The 14,716-nt window shown below is 72.2% G+C and carries 14 protein-coding genes and 1 pseudogene; 8 read left to right on the top strand and 7 right to left on the bottom strand.

Going from position 1 to position 14,716, the window contains the following annotated elements:
* Positions 1 to 34: 34 nt before the first annotated feature.
* The 3 genes from R2D22_RS11820 (at position 35) to R2D22_RS11810 (ending at position 1,800) form a co-directional block, all read left to right on the top strand.
* Positions 35 to 409, top strand: coding sequence for a F0F1 ATP synthase subunit epsilon (locus R2D22_RS11820; protein ID WP_318103055.1), 375 nt, complete (start codon positions 35 to 37; stop codon positions 407 to 409).
* A 130-nt stretch (positions 410 to 539) separates the two neighbouring features.
* Positions 540 to 986: a DUF2550 domain-containing protein gene (locus R2D22_RS11815; RefSeq protein WP_318103054.1), complete on the top strand. Its 447-nt coding sequence runs from the start codon at positions 540 to 542 to the stop codon at positions 984 to 986.
* Positions 987 to 1,035: 49 nt separating this feature from the next.
* The gene (locus tag R2D22_RS11810; protein ID WP_318103053.1) at positions 1,036 to 1,800 is read left to right on the top strand and encodes a 4'-phosphopantetheinyl transferase family protein; all 765 of its coding nucleotides are present in this window, start codon (positions 1,036 to 1,038) and stop codon (positions 1,798 to 1,800) included.
* On the opposite strand, the gene R2D22_RS11805 is transcribed toward R2D22_RS11810, so the two are convergent.
* The 3 genes from R2D22_RS11805 to R2D22_RS11795 all read right to left on the bottom strand — a co-directional run bounded on the left by R2D22_RS11805 (position 1,797) and on the right by R2D22_RS11795 (position 5,623).
* Positions 1,797 to 3,647, bottom strand: a complete 1,851-nt coding sequence (locus tag R2D22_RS11805; protein ID WP_411977009.1) for a glycoside hydrolase family 18 chitinase — start codon at positions 3,645 to 3,647, stop codon at positions 1,797 to 1,799. The genes R2D22_RS11810 and R2D22_RS11805 overlap by 4 nt on opposite strands.
* Before the next feature lie 132 nt (positions 3,648 to 3,779).
* The gene (locus tag R2D22_RS11800) at positions 3,780 to 4,430 is read right to left on the bottom strand and encodes a response regulator transcription factor (protein ID WP_318103052.1); all 651 of its coding nucleotides are present in this window, start codon (positions 4,428 to 4,430) and stop codon (positions 3,780 to 3,782) included.
* Entirely contained in the window at positions 4,427 to 5,623 is a 1,197-nt protein-coding gene (locus R2D22_RS11795; RefSeq protein WP_318103051.1) for a sensor histidine kinase, read from the bottom strand. The genes R2D22_RS11800 and R2D22_RS11795 overlap by 4 nt, the downstream gene beginning before the upstream one ends.
* 404 nt (positions 5,624 to 6,027) lie before the next feature.
* On the opposite strand from R2D22_RS11795, the pseudogene R2D22_RS11790 reads away from it, so the two are divergent.
* Positions 6,028 to 6,570, top strand: a pseudogene (locus R2D22_RS11790) (hypothetical protein); the annotation flags it as partial.
* Positions 6,571 to 6,654: 84 nt separating this feature from the next.
* Here the strand turns inward: R2D22_RS11790 and R2D22_RS11785 are convergent.
* Genes R2D22_RS11785 through R2D22_RS11775 form a run of 3 tightly spaced genes read right to left on the bottom strand, consistent with a single transcriptional unit; the run spans position 6,655 to position 8,772 of the window.
* Positions 6,655 to 7,227, bottom strand: coding sequence for a cob(I)yrinic acid a,c-diamide adenosyltransferase (locus tag R2D22_RS11785; RefSeq protein ID WP_318103050.1), 573 nt, complete (start codon positions 7,225 to 7,227; stop codon positions 6,655 to 6,657).
* Between the two features lie 19 nt (positions 7,228 to 7,246).
* Entirely contained in the window at positions 7,247 to 7,990 is a 744-nt protein-coding gene (locus R2D22_RS11780; RefSeq protein WP_318103049.1) for an ABC transporter permease, read from the bottom strand.
* A gap of 8 nt (positions 7,991 to 7,998) precedes the next feature.
* Positions 7,999 to 8,772, bottom strand: coding sequence for an ATP-binding cassette domain-containing protein (locus R2D22_RS11775; RefSeq protein ID WP_318103048.1), 774 nt, complete (start codon positions 8,770 to 8,772; stop codon positions 7,999 to 8,001).
* A gap of 71 nt (positions 8,773 to 8,843) precedes the next feature.
* Between R2D22_RS11775 and R2D22_RS11770 the strand changes: the two genes are divergently transcribed.
* The 4 genes from R2D22_RS11770 (at position 8,844) to R2D22_RS11755 (ending at position 13,841) form a co-directional block, all read left to right on the top strand.
* Positions 8,844 to 9,479, top strand: a complete 636-nt coding sequence (locus R2D22_RS11770) for a TetR/AcrR family transcriptional regulator (protein WP_318103047.1) — start codon at positions 8,844 to 8,846, stop codon at positions 9,477 to 9,479.
* A gap of 139 nt (positions 9,480 to 9,618) precedes the next feature.
* Positions 9,619 to 10,467, top strand: coding sequence for a 3-hydroxyacyl-CoA dehydrogenase family protein (locus R2D22_RS11765; RefSeq protein WP_318103046.1), 849 nt, complete (start codon positions 9,619 to 9,621; stop codon positions 10,465 to 10,467).
* Positions 10,468 to 10,579: 112 nt separating this feature from the next.
* Complete coding sequence (locus R2D22_RS11760; protein ID WP_318103045.1) at positions 10,580 to 10,903, top strand: STAS domain-containing protein; 324 nt, start codon at positions 10,580 to 10,582, stop codon at positions 10,901 to 10,903.
* A 253-nt stretch (positions 10,904 to 11,156) separates the two neighbouring features.
* The gene (locus R2D22_RS11755) at positions 11,157 to 13,841 is read left to right on the top strand and encodes an ATP-binding protein (RefSeq protein WP_318103044.1); all 2,685 of its coding nucleotides are present in this window, start codon (positions 11,157 to 11,159) and stop codon (positions 13,839 to 13,841) included.
* Between the two features lie 124 nt (positions 13,842 to 13,965).
* Here the strand turns inward: R2D22_RS11755 and nucS are convergent, their stop codons facing one another.
* Positions 13,966 to 14,637 carry an endonuclease NucS gene (nucS, locus tag R2D22_RS11750; RefSeq protein ID WP_318103043.1) on the bottom strand — a complete coding sequence of 224 codons (672 nt, stop codon included), beginning with the start codon at positions 14,635 to 14,637 and terminating at the stop codon, positions 13,966 to 13,968.
* Positions 14,638 to 14,716 lie beyond the last annotated feature (79 nt).

Genomic DNA, 14,716 nt, shown 5'->3' with positions numbered 1-14,716 from the left:
CGCCACAGCCGGGTGGTGACCCGAGGAGCCACCCTTGGCTGCTGAGCTGCACGTCGAGCTGGTCGCCGCGGACCGGAGTGTCTGGTCCGGCGAGGCCACCCTGGTCATCGCGCGTACCACCTCCGGCGACATCGGCGTCATGCCCGGCCACCAGCCGCTGCTCGGTGTGCTGGAGTCGGGCCCGGTGACCATCCGTACGAGCGAGGGCGCGACCGTCGTCGCGGCCGTGCACGGCGGATTCATCTCGTTCGCCGACGACAAGCTGTCTCTGCTCGCGGAGATCGCCGAGCTGGCGGACGAGATCGACGCCCAGCGCGCCGAGCGCGCGCTGGAGCGTGCCAAGTCGGACGAGGACGCGGCCGCCGAGCGTCGCGCCGACGTCCGGCTGCGCGCGGTGAGTGTCCGCTAGCGGACCGCACCGAGAGTTGTGCCCTCAGCCGCGGTACGCCTGGGAATGATCCGGGCCGTACCGCGGCTGAGGCGATGCAGATACAGGTTGTTGTATTCGCTTACGGGACGATGCGAGGAGGTCGGTGGAGATGTTCCTCGCTCTGCTTGTGGGCGGCCTGGTCGTCGCACTGGTGGTGATCGGGCTCTTTGTCTTCGGCTTGCGCCGGAGACTGATCCAGCGCTCGGGCGGCACCTTCGACTGTTCGCTGCGCTGGAACGTTCCCGAGGAGCCGGACCTGTCCGGCAAGGGCTGGGTGTACGGCGTCGCGCGTTACAGCGGTGACCGGATCGCCTGGTTCCGTGTCTTCTCGTACGCGCCCCGGCCGCGCCGGATCCTGGAGCGCTCGGCCATCGAGGTGCTGGCCCGCCGGATGCCGGAGGGCGAGGAGGAGCTGGCGCTGCTGTCCGACGCCGTCGTGCTCGGCTGTCTCCATCAGGGGACCCGCCTGGAGCTGGCGATGAGCGAGGACGCGCTGACCGGATTCCTGGCCTGGCTGGAGGCCGCGCCGCCCGGACAGCGAGTCAATGTCGCTTGAAAAGGGGGTCTCTCCCCCTGCACGAAGTCTGGGGGAGGGTGAACGTCGCGTGAGTGCAGCGTTAGCCGTCGTACGGCCCGGTGAGTGCCATGTGTGGACCGCCCGGGCCGTTTCCGTGCGCTCCGCCGCCGCGCCGGCGTTGCTGAAGCTGCTCGACGCGGGGGAGCGGGCCCGGTACGAGGCCTTCCTGCGGGACGACCCGCGGGCCCTCTACCTCACCGCGCACGCGCTGCTGCGCGAGCTGGTCGGTGCCGAGCTGGACCGCGACCCGGCGGAACTGGCCTTCACCGCCGTGTGCCGGCACTGCACCTCCGGCGGCCACGGCAAGCCCCGGCTGCCGGACTCCCCGCTCCATCTGTCGCTGTCGCACTCGGGGGACCGGGTGGCGGTGGCGTTGACGTACACGGGACCGGTCGGCGTGGACGTCGAGCAGCTCACCCGGCCCGGCGAGGCCCCGCTCATGGTGCTCTCGGCCGAGGAGCGGGCCGCGTACGACCTGCTGCCGGAGGGCGAGCGGACGCGCGGCTTCACCCGGTACTGGACGCGGAAGGAAGCGGTGCTCAAGGCGACCGGGGACGGACTGAGCGTCGACCCGGCCCTGCTCACGGTGAGCGCTCCGGACGCGCCCGCCGCGTTGCTCGGCTGGGCGGAACGCGAACAGCCGCACCCGCCGGTGCGGCTGTACGACGTCCCGGTGTCCGGGGACTGCCTGGTGTCCGTGGCCGTGCTCGGCGACGACTGCCGGGTGGTCATGCACGAGGTGGCGTACGACGGGGACGGCGTGCTGCGCCGCCCCCGCCGCACCGGGGCCTAGTTCAGGCCCGTGTTGATGGCGCCGACCAGCTCGCCGTTGGCGGTGTCGCCGCTGAACTCCCAGAAGAACGCGCCGCCCAGGCCCTGGTTCTTCGCCCAGCCCATCTTGGACGTGACGGTGGCCGGGGTGTCGTAGCTCCACCAGTTGCTGCCGCACTTCGCGTACGCGGTGCCCGCGACGGTGCCGGTGGCCGGGCAGGTGTTCTTGAGGACCTTGTAGTCCTCGATGCCCTGCTCGTACGTGCCGGCCGCCGGGCCGGTCGCCGTGCCGCCGGGCGCGGCCTGGGTGACGCCGGTCCAGCCGCGGCCGTAGAAGCCGATGCCGAGCAGCAGCTTGTTCGACGGGACGCCCTTCGCCTTGTACTTGGCGATCGCCTCGGCGGAGTTGAAGCCCGCCTGCGGGATGCCGGTGTACGAGGTCAGCGGGGAGTGCGGGGCCGTCGGGCCCTGCGCCGCCCAGGCGCCGAAGAAGTCGTACGTCATGACGTTGAACCAGTTCATGTACTGCGCGGCGCCTGCGTAGTCGGTGGCGTCGATCTTGCCGCCGGAGGAGGCGTCGGCGGTGACGGCCGCGGTGACCAGGGCGCTGCTGCCGAACTTGGCGCGCATCGCCGACATCATGTTCTTGAACGCGGCCGGGCCGCTGGTGTCGCAGGACAGACCGCAGGCGTTGGGGTACTCCCAGTCCAGGTCGATGCCGTCGAAGACGTCGGCCCAGCGCGGGTCCTCCACGAGGTCGTAGCAGGACTGCGCGAACGCGGCCGGGTTCGCCACGGCCTGGCCGAAGCCGCCGGACCAGGTCCAGCCGCCGAAGGACCAGATCACCTTGATGTTCGGGTACGCCTTCTTCAGCTTGCGCAGCTGGTTGAAGTTGCCGCGCAGCGGCTGGTCCCAGGTGTCGGCGACGCCGTCGACGGACTGGTCGGCGGTGTACGCCTTGTCGTAGTCGGCGTAGGAGTCGCCGATGGTGCACTTGCCGCCGGAGACGTTGCCGAAGGCGTAGTTGATGTGCGTGATCTTCGCGGCGGAACCGGAGGTGACCAGGTTCTTCACGTGGTAGTTGCGGCCGTAGACGCCCCAGTTGGTGAAGTAGCCCATCTTGACCGTGCCGCCGGGGTTCGGATTGCCCCCGCCGCCGCCGGTGGTGCGGACGGGGGTGGCGCCGCTGGCCGGGCCGGTCTGGTCGGCGGTGTCACGGGCGACGACCGTGTAGCTGTAGTCGGTGCCGGCGGTCAGTCCGGTGTTGGTGTACGTGAGTCCGGTGACCGTGGCGATCGTGGCGCCGTCCCGCTTGACGTCGTAGTTCTTGATGCCCTTGTCGTCGGTGGCGGCGGTCCAGGTCAGCTTGACCGAGGTGTCGGTGACATTGGAGGCGGCCGGGGCGCCGGGGGCCGACGGCGGGGCGTCGCCGGGCTGCGAACCGCCGTCGCAGGAGCCTCCGTTGACCTTGCAGCCGCTGGGGGCGCCGGAGCCGGTGCCGTTGAAGCCGAAGGAGACGGACGCGCCGGGGGCGAGGGTGCCGTTCCAGCCGACGTTCTTGGCGGTCCAGTGGGTGCCGGAGCTGGTGACGGTGGCGTCCCAGGCGGAGGTGACGGCGGTGCCGGAGGGGTAGTCCCACTCGACGGTCCAGGACGAGAGCGTGGTGGTGCCGGTGTTCTTCACCGTCCACTTGCCCTCGAAGCCGGTGCCCCAGTCGGAGACCTTGGTGTACGTGGCGGTGGCGGAGGTGGCCGCCTCGGCGGGGGAGGCGAGGCCGACCATGGCGGCCAGAGGCAGGATCAGGGCGGTCAGACCGGCGGCGGCACGGTGTCTGAACCCTGTTCTGCGCGGCGGTGCTTGAGTGCTCAACGGTGCTCCTCAAGTTGCGGACGGACAAGGTGGGGGTGGTCCGTAGAACTGCGCGCGCCGCGAGCGTAGGAAGGTCTGGACCAATCGTCAAGAGGTCCAGACCAACGTCGGAGTGGGAGATTCAGGATCCGGTCAGACTCCCAACTCCTGTGCGAGCACCGCCGCTTGGACCCGGCTGCGCAGCTCCAGCTTCCCCAGCACCTTGCTGACGTGCGTCTTCACCGTCGCCTCCGCCATCCGCAGGGACTCGGCGATCTGCGCGTTCGACAGCCCCTGGCCGAGGCAGGACAACACCTCACGCTCCCGCGGGGTCAGCACGTCGAGCACCGAAGGATCCGGCCCACCGGCCGCCCGTACGGGGGTCGGTGCGGCGAACTCCGCGATGAGCCGGCGGGTCACCGCCGGCGCGATCAGGCCCTCGCCGCGGGCCACCGTCCGTACCGCCTCGATCAGGTCCTTCGCGTCGGTGTTCTTCAGCAGGAAGCCCGCCGCGCCGGCCCGCAGCGCCCCGAAGACGTACTCGTCCAGGTCGAAGGTGGTCAGGACCAGGACGTCGGCGAGCCCCTCGGAGACCACGTGCCGGGTCGCCGTCACCCCGTCCATCCGCGGCATCTGGACGTCCATCAGGACCAGGTCCGGTCGCAGTTCACGGGCCAGCGCGACGGCCCGCTCGCCGTCCGCTGCCTCGCCGACCACCTCGATGTCCGGCGTGCTCCCCAGGATCAGTACCAGGCCCGCCCGTACCGCGCTCTGGTCCTCCGCGACCAGCACCCGGATCGTCATCCGTCCGACATCCTCTCCTCGGCGGGCAGCCCGGCCCGCACCTGCCAGATCTTCGTGCCGTCCGCCGCGGTGACCGGCCCGGCCTCGAACTCCCCGCCGAGCAGCGCGACCCGCTCCCGCATGCCGACCAGTCCGGCCCCCGAGCCGGGCGCGCGCGGGCCCGGCCGGTCCCCGAACGGGCTGGCGACCCGGACGGTCAGCGTGCGCGCGTCACGCGCCAGGAAGACCGTGACCGGGCCGGCCGGGGCGTGCTTGAGCGCGTTCGTCAGCGACTCCTGCACGATCCGGTACGCGGCGAGCTCGACCGGGGCCGGCAGCGGCTCGTCGTCCTCGCCCCGGGTGTCGTCGATCGTGAACGTCAGCCCGCTGGAGGCCCCGTTCGTCCTGGCCTGCTCGACCAGCGCGTCGAGGCCGGCCAGGGTGGGCGCCGCGGCGGGCTCGGCGTCGCCGCTGCTGTCCCGCAGCAGCCCGATCAGCCGGCGCATCTCCGCAAGACCCGCCACGCTGTTCTCCCGGATCACGGTCAGCGCCTGGTTCGTGGTGGCCGCGTCGTCCAGGGAGAGCGCGGCGGTGGAGTGGATGGCGATCGCGGACAGGTGGTTGGCGACCATGTCGTGCAGCTCCCGGGCCATCCGGGCCCGCTCGGCCACCACGGCCTGGCTGCGGTCCATCTCCGCGAGCAGCGCGGTCTGCTCGGCGCGCAGCCGGGCGGCCTCGGCGGCCTCCCGGTGGTTGCGCACGACTGCGCCGGTCATGGCGGGCAGGAACGCGACCATGCCCGTGACCACGCCGATCAGCAGGGCGACGGCGTTCTGCCACCAGACGAGAAGGCCGATCGTGACGCCGACGCTGATCAGGCCGGTCGAGTACGGGATGCGGCGGGCGGACGCGGGGGACCCGTACACCACGGCGGCGTAGACGACGTCCGTGAACATCAGGACGGTCGCGAGGGTGCCGTGGGTGAACTCGTTCGCCACGATGGCGAGGGTGCCGGCGACCAGGGCGGTCTGCGGCAGGACGCGACGCACCGTCTCCGCCGCGGTGATCACCAAGAGGGGGACCAGGGGCGCCCAGCGCGTCTCGATCAGCGCGTCGGTCCGGTTGACGATGCCGAAACCCCACAGCACCAACCCGCAGGCCAGGCCGCCGGCGGCGATGAGCAGGTCGACGCGGTGCGGTCGGGGGATTGTCACAGCCCCATCCAACACGCTGCGCCCCGCGCCGGCGTCCCCGTCAGGACCGATCCCCGCCGGTGCGCGCCTCCGTCGAAGGATGTAGCCGAGGTTCGTCACCGCCGACGACGAGACGGGCCCGATGGCACGGGAGGCTGAGAACTGTGCCTTCCCGGGGGACAACCCCCGGACCCCCGGCCGGGGCCTGACCCGCGTCGGGGTCGGCGCCCTCCACGGGGCGCGCGGGCACGGGGGAACCGAAAGGGGTGTACCGCCGTGATCTTCCGGCTGATCGTGATCTGCGAAGTGGACCGTGCCTTCCCGGGAGACAACCCCCGGACCGCCGGCCGGGGCGTGGCCGACGTCCGGGTCGGCGCCCTCCGCGGGGCGCGCGGGCCTTGGGGCAGTGAGAGGGGTGTTCGGCCGTGATCTTCTGGCTGATCGTGATCTGTGAGGTGGGGTTCTGGGTGCTGCTGGCCGCCGGGCTGGCGAGCCGCTACCTGTTGAAGATGCCGCGCCTCGGCATGGCCCTGCTGCTGTGCGAGCCGCTCCTGGAGGTCGTGCTGCTCGTGGTGACGGCCATCGACCTGAAGAACGGCGCGGCCCCGGACTGGAAGCACGGGCTCGCCGCGCTGTACATCGGCTACACCGTCGGCCACGGCCACCGCACCGTGAAGTGGCTCGACGGCCACGCCGCCCATCGCCTCGCGGGCGGCCCGCCGCCGCCGAAGCCCCCGAAGTACGGCATGGCCCGCGCCCGCCACGAGGGCCGGATCTGGCTGGGCACCCTGATCGGCGGCGCCGTCGCGACCGCGCTCCTGCTGTGCGCGATGTGGTACGTCGGGGACGACGGCGACACGTCCTCGCTGAAGATGTGGATGTACGGGGCCTGGCGGGCCGTCGGCATCCACGGCCTGATCGCCCTCAGCTACGCGCTCTGGCCCAAGAAGGCCCCGACGCCCGAGCAGCCGTCAGCGCTCCCCGCCCGGGACCCACAGGACGTCCCCGACCTCCTTGTTCGACCCCCGGCAGGGGCCTGTCCGGCCTCCGGTCTAGCGCTCCCCGCCCGGGACCCACAGGACGTCCCCGACCTCCTTGTTCGCCGTCCTGGCCAGGATGAAGAGAAGGTCTGAGAGGCGGTTCAGGTAGGTGGCGGTCAGGGTGTTCATGGTCTCGCCGTGCGCCTCGATCGCCGCCCACGTGGAGCGCTCCGCCCGGCGGACCACCGTGCAGGCCTGGTGCAGCAGGGCCGCGCCGGGGGTGCCGCCGGGGAGGATGAAGGAGCGGAGCTTGTCCAGCTGCTCCAGGAAGGCGTCGCAGTCCGCCTCCAGCTTGTCGATGTACGACTGCTCGACCCGCAGCGGCGGGTACTTCGGGTCTTCCACCACCGGGGTGCAGAGGTCCGCGCCCACGTCGAACAGGTCGTTCTGCACGCGGACGAGGACCTTCACGACCTCCTCGTCGAGCTGCCCGAGGGCGATGGCCGTACCGATGACGGCGTTGGCCTCGTTGGCGTCGGCGTAGGCCGAGATCCGCAGATCGGTCTTGGCGGTCCGGCTCATGTCCCCCAGGGCGGTGGTGCCCTGGTCGCCGGTGCGGGTGTAGATGCGCGTCAGATTGACCATGCGACCAGCGTAGTTACGGTCAGGCCTTCTGGAACGTCCGTGTGCCGATGGTCACCGACAGAGCCGTCAGGCCGACGGCGACCAGCACCCCGTACAGCATGCCGCTCGACGTGTACTGCCCGACGTACGCGTCCCGGACCGCGTCCACCAGGTAGCGGAACGGCATCAGGTGCGAGAGCACGTCCAGCCAGCCCGGCGCGAGCGCCATCGGCAGCATCAGCCCGGACAGCAGCATCGCGGGCATCGCCAGCGTGTTGATCGCCGGCCCGAACTCCTGCGGGGTGCGCAGCTTCAGCGCCAGCGCGTAGGAGAGCGAGGCCAGCGAGAAGGTGAGCAGCGCGACGAACGCGAAGCCGATCAGGATGCCGCCGAGCGGCGCCCGCAGGCCCATCGCGAGGGCCGCGAGGACCAGCAGGACGGCCTGGAAGACGAAGAGCGAGGCGTCGCGCAGGAGCCGGCCGAGCAGCAGGCCGAGCCGGCTGACCGGGGTGACCCGCATCCGCTCCAGGACGCCCCAGTTCTTCTCCATGATGATCGAGAAGCCGGCGAACGAGGCCCCGAAGAGGCCGAGTTGGAGCAGCAGCCCGGGCACGAGGATCTGCCAGGAGTCGCCGCTGCGGCCGAGCGGCAGCCCGGTGAGCAGCGGTCCGAAGAGGAACAGGTACAGCAGCGGCATCAGCGTGCCGAAGAAGATCTGGAACGGGGAGCGCAGGGTCTGGCGGGCATAGCGCCCGAAGACGATCGCGGTGTCGTGGAGAAGCACGGTGAGTCCTAAACGGCTACGGGGGTCGTGTCGACGGGGGCCGGGCCGCGCCCGGTGATGGTGAGGAAGGCGTCCTGGAGGGTGTCCGCCCCGTGCGCGGCCTTGAGGCCGGCCGGGGTGCCCTCCGCGACGACGACGCCCCGGTCCACGACCGCCAGCCGGTCGGAGAGCGCGTCGGCCTCGTCGAGGTAGTGGGTGGTGAGGAAGACGGTGGTGCCGTGCTCGTCGCGCAGCTGCCGCACCAGCGCCCACAGGTCGGCCCGGCTGCCGGGATCGAGTCCGGTCGTCGGCTCGTCGAGGAAGAGGATCTCCGGCCGGTGGACGAGTCCCAGCGCGAGGTCGAGCCGGCGCCGCTGGCCGCCGGAGAGCGCGGCGGTGCCGCGGTCGAGGAGGTCCGTGAGGTCGAGCTCGCGGGCGAGCTCCTCGGCGCGCGCCGCAGCCCCGGCCGCGGTCAGCCGGTAGAGCCGGCCCTGCAGGACGAGTTCGGAGCGCACCGTCTCCTGCGGGTCGACCCCGCCGGACTGGGCGACGTAGCCGATCCGCCGGCGCACTCCCGCCGGGTCGCGGACCAGGTCGTGCCCGGCGACGGTCGCGGCGCCGCCGGTGGGCGGCAGCAGCGTGGTCAGCATGCGCAGCGTGGTGGTCTTGCCCGCTCCGTTGGGGCCGAGGAAGCCGAGGATCTCGCCCGGCTGGACGGTCAGGTCGATGCCGCGAACGGCCTCCACCTCGCCGTTCTTCGTGCGGAAGGTCCGGGCGAGCCCGGCCGTGCTGATGATTGCCATGACGACCACAAAAACAGAGTCACTGAAATTTTGCAACGTCACCAAAATTTCAGGGGCTCTAGGATGAGGGCATGGCCGAGGGACTCAGGGAGCGCAAGAAGCGCGAGACGAAGCAGCGGATCTCCGACATCGCCACCGGGCTCTTCCTGGAGCGCGGCTTCGCGGCGGTGACCATCGCGGAGATCGCCGAGGCGGCGGACGTCTCCGTCAACACCGTCTACAACTACTTCCCGGCCAAGGAGGACCTCTTCCTCGACCGGATGGACGGCGTGACCCAGCGCCTCGCCCGGATGATCCGCGGCCGCGACAAGGGCGAGTCCGCGGCCGACGCGGTGCTGCGCGAACTGCGCCAGGACATCGGTGCCGTCTCGCCCGCGTACGGACTCATGGACGGCTTCGACGCCTTCATGCGGGTCATCGACGACGCGCCCACCCTCAAGGCCCGGCTCTTCCACGTCCAGCACCAGGTCCACGACGCCGTCGTCGCCGTCCTGCGCGAGGAGACCGGGGCGTCCGACGACGACCCGCTGCCGCTGCTCGTGGGCGGGCAGCTCGCCTGGATCGAGAACGCCGTCGTCGGCTACATCACCCGCGAGATGACCGCCGGGCGCAAGGCCACCACCGTCTCCCGCGAGGCGCTCGCGCTCCTCGACGAGATCGAGGAACTGCTCGGCGAGAAGGTCCTCGGCTACGCCGTGCGCGACTGACCGCCGCCCGTACGGGGTGTCGTCGGTGTGACGTCCGTCAAACCGGGCGTGACGCGCATTACTTCCGGGTCACATGGCGCTCCGCGACCGCTAATGTCCGCCGAGGAGTCATCGGTGAACAGTCGTTAAGGGGAAACACGTGGCCAGGAAGCTCGCCGTCATCGGGGCCGGACTCATGGGGTCCGGAATCGCGCAGGTCTCCGCCCAGGCGGGCTGGGACGTCGTGCTGCGTGACGTCACCGACGCGGCCCTGACCCGCGGCACCGACGGCATCAAGGCCTCGTACGACAAGTTCGTCGCCAAGGGGAAGCTCGACGCGGACGCCGCCGAGGCCGCGTTCGCCCGGATCACCCCGACGACGGACCTCGACGCGGTCGCCGACGCGGACATCGTGGTCGAGGCAGTCTTCGAGAAGCTCGAGGTCAAGCACGAGATCTTCCGCTCGCTCGACAAGATCGCCAAGGACGGCGCGGTCCTCGCCTCCAACACCTCCGCCATCCCGATCACCAAGATCGCCGCGGTCACGGAGCGCCCGGAGGCCGTCGTCGGCGTCCACTTCTTCTCGCCGGTCCCGATGATGCAGCTCGTCGAGCTGGTCCGCGGCTACAAGACCAGCGACGAAACCCTCGCCACCGCCCGCGAGTTCGCCGAGTCGGTCGGCAAGACCTGCATCGTCGTCAACCGCGACGTGGCCGGCTTCGTCACCACCCGCCTCATCTCGGCGCTCGTCGTCGAGGCCGCCAAGCTGTACGAGTCGGGCGTGGCCACCGCCGAGGACATCGACATCGCCTGCAAGCTCGGCTTCGGGCACGCGATGGGCCCCCTGGCCACCGCCGACCTGACGGGCGTCGACATCCTCGTCAACGCCACCGGCAACATCTACACCGAGTGCCAGGACGAGAAGTTCGCCCCGCCGGAGCTGATGCGCCGGATGGTGGACGCCGGTGACATCGGCCGCAAGAGCGGGCAGGGGTTCTACACGTACTGATCCGCCATCACCCCGACGGGTGAATTCGGTCTCGGTTCGCTTACAAGGCGCAACGCTTCTGCCCGTACGGCAGTCAGTTGTTGCATAGACGGAGCACTCTCGGGGAGCGCATATGCACATCAGGGGCGACCACGTCGAGCTGGTCGTCGGGGGCCGCCTCGACGTCCGCAGCGCGGCGGACGCCCGTACGGTCCTCCACTCGGCCGTCGACGACGGAGACGGGGATCTGGTCCTGGACCTGACCGGTCTCGACTCCTGGGACGCCACCGGGCTCGGAGTCATCATGGGCGCGCACCGGCGGGCCGGCCGCTGCGGCCGCCGGCTGGTGCTGCGCGGGGTGCCACCCCAGATGCAGCGCCTGCTGGTGGCGACGCGGCTGCACCGCATCCTCGCCATCGAGGGCGGGCTCGCGGCGGAGTCCCTGCCGCGCGTCTGAGACACCTCGGGTGCCGAGCACGCGTACGTGTGAAGCACCTGTGTGAACCAGGCGTCCCGCTCAATCCTCACCGGACCGTGACGTGACGGGCGGGGTGGTACCCCGGGCGTGCGTGGATACTGTCCCAAGGTCTAGGGTTCGGTCGCCTGCCGAATGACATACCCACCCGGCCGGCACCGGACCCGAAGCGACAGCGAGCGTGCAGATCGGCCGGGAGGGGCTCGGCGCGCACCGCTTTTTGGGGGCTTTCGACATGGACCCGATGAACCGGGGACCGGAGGAGTACGGCAAGGACGACGACCGCACCGGTGCGGGTACCGGCGGTCGGCGGGGCTCGCGCGAGCCCCTGACGTCCGATTTCGGGCAGTCCGCACCCGCGGTCTCCCGCACCGTCCGGCTCGTCGCCGGTGACCTCCTGCTGACCGTCAACCCGGTCGACGGCAGCGAGATCGTGGCCTGCCCGCCCGGAGAGATACCCGGGCGGCCCCGCCGCCGCACCGCCGACGAGCGCGCCGACCGCGCCCGCGCCGCCGCCCCGCCCGTACCGCCCGGCCCCGCCGTGCCGCGCATGCCGCTCCTGGAACGCCAGGAGGAGCGCGAACAGCTCGTCCAGCTGCTCTCCCGGGGCCGCTCCGTCCGCGTCACCGGCCCGTCCGGATCCGGCCGCACCCGGCTGCTCGACGAGGTCGCCGCGGACTGCGCCGACCTCGCCCCCGACGGAGTCGTCCGCCTCTCCGGCCACCACCGCACCGCCGCCGAGCTGCTGCACGAGCTCCATGCCACGGTGCTGCACGCCCCCGCGCACCGCCCCGACCGGGCCGACATGCTCGACCTCGTCCGCGACATCGGCGCGGTCGTGGTCGTCGACGACCTCGAACTCGGCGGCGCCGCGCTCGACGAGCTGCTCACCGCCACCCCCGAGTGCGCCTACCTGTTCGCCGCCGGTCCCGAAGTCGCCGCGCCCTCCGCCGAGTCCCACGTCGAGGAGGTCCTCCTCGCCGGCCTCGGCCGCGCCGCCGCGCTCGATCTGCTGGAGACCGCGGTCGGCCGCCCGCTCACCGACGAAGAGGCGAACTGGGCCGGCGACCTGTGGTTCGAGTCCGAGGGCCTGCCGCTGCGCTTCGTCCAGGCCGGCGCGCTGCTGCGGCAGCGCGACCGGCTGCGGGGCGGGACCGAGCAGGACGAGGCCTTCGACGAGTTCGACGCCTTCGGCGCGCTCGACGAGGCCTTCGGCGGGCCCGGCCAGGACGGCGGCCAGGACGCCGGCCAGGGCCGGGGCCCCGGCCACGGGAGCCGGATCCACGGCGGCATATCCGGCGCGGCCGACGCGCCCGATGTCCCGCTGCCGACCCTCGGCGAGGGCGCCGCGCCGGCCGCCCTGCTCGCCTCCCGGCTCAGCGAGTCCGCCCAGAACACCCTGCGGTTCGCGGTCTCCCTCGGCGGTGAGGTCCCGCACCCCGCCCACCTGCCCGCGCTCGTCGGCGACACGCACGCCGACGCCGCGCTCGGCGAGCTCACCGGCTGCGGTCTGCTCAGCCCCGTCGGCTCCCGGTACCGGCTCGCCACCGGCGTCCTCACGCAGCTCGTCGCCACCGGGTACGCCGAGGACACCGCGGCCCGCGCCCACACCGTCGCCCAGCACTACGCCTGGTGGGCCGGACACCCCTCCGTCACCCCCGAGCGCGCCGCCGCCGAGTCGGACGCGCTGATCGCCGCGCTGTCCGCGCTGGTCCCCAGCGAGGAGGCCGGGCACGCGAGCGCAGCCGTGCTGCTCGCCCGCAGCGCCGCGCCGGTGTTCGCCGCCGGCCTGCACTGGGCCGCCTGGGAGCGGGCCCTGCGGGCCGGCCAGGAGGCCGCCCGGATCGCGGGCGAGGTCGCGGAGGAGGCGTACTTCCACCACGAGCTGGGCGTGCTCGCGCTCTGCGCGGGCAACCCGGACCGTGCCCGCGCCGAGCTGGAGGCGTCCATCGCGCTGCGCGGCGCGCTCGCCGACAAGCGCGGCACCCTGGCCGGCCGTCGGGCGCTCGCCCTGGCCGCCGACCTCGCGGGCACCCCGCTGGAGGTCTCCGGCGCGCTCTTCGACGAACCGTTCACTCCCGCCGCCGGGACCCCGGGCGTCGGTGACGCCGCGCCGGCGTCCACGGCGAAGGAGCGCTCGCCGTTCCCGGCCGTCGCGCACTTCCCGGACGACGGCCCGACGATCATCACCCGCCCGGACGCCCTCGCCGGCGCCGCGAAGTCCGAGCCGTCCGACGGCTCCCGCCGCGGCGGCTTCCTGGGCACCCGCCGCAACCTGGTCGCCGCGGGCGCGGGCGCGCTGCTCGTGGCCGTCCTCGGCACGGTGGTCACTCTGGGCGCGACCTCCGGCAACGGCGACGAGAACCCCGGCTCGAACCAGGTCACCTCGGACCGGACGGCGAGCGAGGACGGCGACGGCGGCCTGAACGCGGACGAGCCGGACGCGACGGACGACCCGGAGAGCCCCGGCGCCTCCGGCGAGGCGACCCCGGGCGAGAGCGGCTCCCCGACGGGCGACGGCAAGACCGGCACCGCGACCGGCGGCTCCGCCTCGACGAAGCCGAGCAGCCCCTCGTCGACGGCCGGTACCTCGACCAAGCCCGGCTCCCCGACGACCGGTGGCTCCACCACGGGCGGTTCCACGACCGGTGGCTCGTCCACCGGGGGCACTGCGACGGGCAGCCCGTCCGGCGGCACACCGTCTGGCGGCGCCGACGGCGGTACGGCCGACGGTGGCACGGCGGACGGCGGCACCACGGACGGTGGTACGGCGGACGGTGGTACCGCCGACGGCGGTACGACGACGGACGGCGGTACGACGACGGACGGCGGCACCACGACGGACGGCGGTACGACCACCGACGGCGGCACCACGACCGGCAGCACCGATTCCACCGCTGGTGGCCCCACCGGCGTCTGACGACCCGGCCCGCCGCGGGGAGCCCGTTGCTCCGCCCACGGGCGGCGGGCACATGCCCGCGACGCACGACGGCCCCCGTCCGGCTCTCGCCGGACGGGGGCCGTCCCCGTTGTGGAACCGCGGCTCAGAACAGCCGCAGCTTGTCGTCCTCGATGCCGCGCAGGGCGTCGTAGTCCAGGACCACGCAGCCGATGCCGCGGTCCGTCGCCAGGACGCGGGCCTGGGGCTTGATCTCCTGGGCCGCGAAGATCCCCTTGACCGGCGCGAGGTGCGGATCGCGGTTGAGCAGCTCCAGGTACCGGGTCAGCTGCTCGACGCCGTCGATCTCGCCCCGTCGCTTGATCTCGACGGCGACCGTCGCCCCGTCCGCGTCCCGGCACAGGATGTCCACCGGGCCGATCGCCGTCGGATACTCGCGGCGGATCAGCGCGTAGCCCTCGCCGAGCGTCTCGATCCGGTCGGCGAGGAGCTCCTGGAGGTGCGCTTCCACGCCGTCCTTGATGAGGCCGGGATCGACCCCGAGCTCGTGGGAGGAGTCGTGCAGGATCTCCTCCATCGTGATGATCAGTTTCTCGCCTGCCTTGTTCACCACGGTCCAGACGCCCTCCTCGCCGTCGACGCCCTCCTTGAGGGTGCACGGCGGAGACATCCAGTTGAGCGGTTTGTACGCGCGGTCGTCCGCGTGGATGGAGACGCTGCCGTCGGCCTTGACCAGGATCAGGCGGGGGGCGGAGGGCAGATGGGCGGTGAGCCGGCCCGCGTAGTCCACGGAACAACGGGCAATGACGAGACGCATGGTGCGCAACGCTACAAGACAGCCGCTCTTCCGCGCGATTCGGCCCTAAACTCCCGTTCGTTATTGGCCGGTTGTGGTC

Origin of the sequence: Streptomyces sp. HUAS YS2, assembly GCF_033343995.1 — a bacterium.
Lineage (GTDB): Bacteria > Actinomycetota > Actinomycetes > Streptomycetales > Streptomycetaceae > Streptomyces > Streptomyces solicathayae.
Note: the sequence above shows the minus strand (reverse complement) of the source record. Positions and strands in the feature narration are given on the sequence as shown.

Bases quoted from the DNA above. Each gene is read 5' to 3' on its own strand.
- R2D22_RS11775 (WP_318103048.1), bottom strand. From the start codon at position 8,772: ATGGCAATCATCAGCACGGCCGGGCTCGCCCGGACCTTCCGCACGAAG.
- R2D22_RS11785 (WP_318103050.1), bottom strand. From the start codon at position 7,227: ATGGTCAATCTGACGCGCATCTACACCCGCACCGGCGACCAGGGCACC.
- nucS (WP_318103043.1), bottom strand. From the start codon at position 14,637: ATGCGTCTCGTCATTGCCCGTTGTTCCGTGGACTACGCGGGCCGGCTC.
- R2D22_RS11800 (WP_318103052.1), bottom strand. From the start codon at position 4,430: ATGACGATCCGGGTGCTGGTCGCGGAGGACCAGAGCGCGGTACGGGCG.
- R2D22_RS11815 (WP_318103054.1), top strand. From the start codon at position 540: ATGTTCCTCGCTCTGCTTGTGGGCGGCCTGGTCGTCGCACTGGTGGTG.
- R2D22_RS11770 (WP_318103047.1), top strand. From the start codon at position 8,844: ATGGCCGAGGGACTCAGGGAGCGCAAGAAGCGCGAGACGAAGCAGCGG.
- R2D22_RS11755 (WP_318103044.1), top strand. From the start codon at position 11,157: ATGGACCCGATGAACCGGGGACCGGAGGAGTACGGCAAGGACGACGAC.
- R2D22_RS11760 (WP_318103045.1), top strand. From the start codon at position 10,580: ATGCACATCAGGGGCGACCACGTCGAGCTGGTCGTCGGGGGCCGCCTC.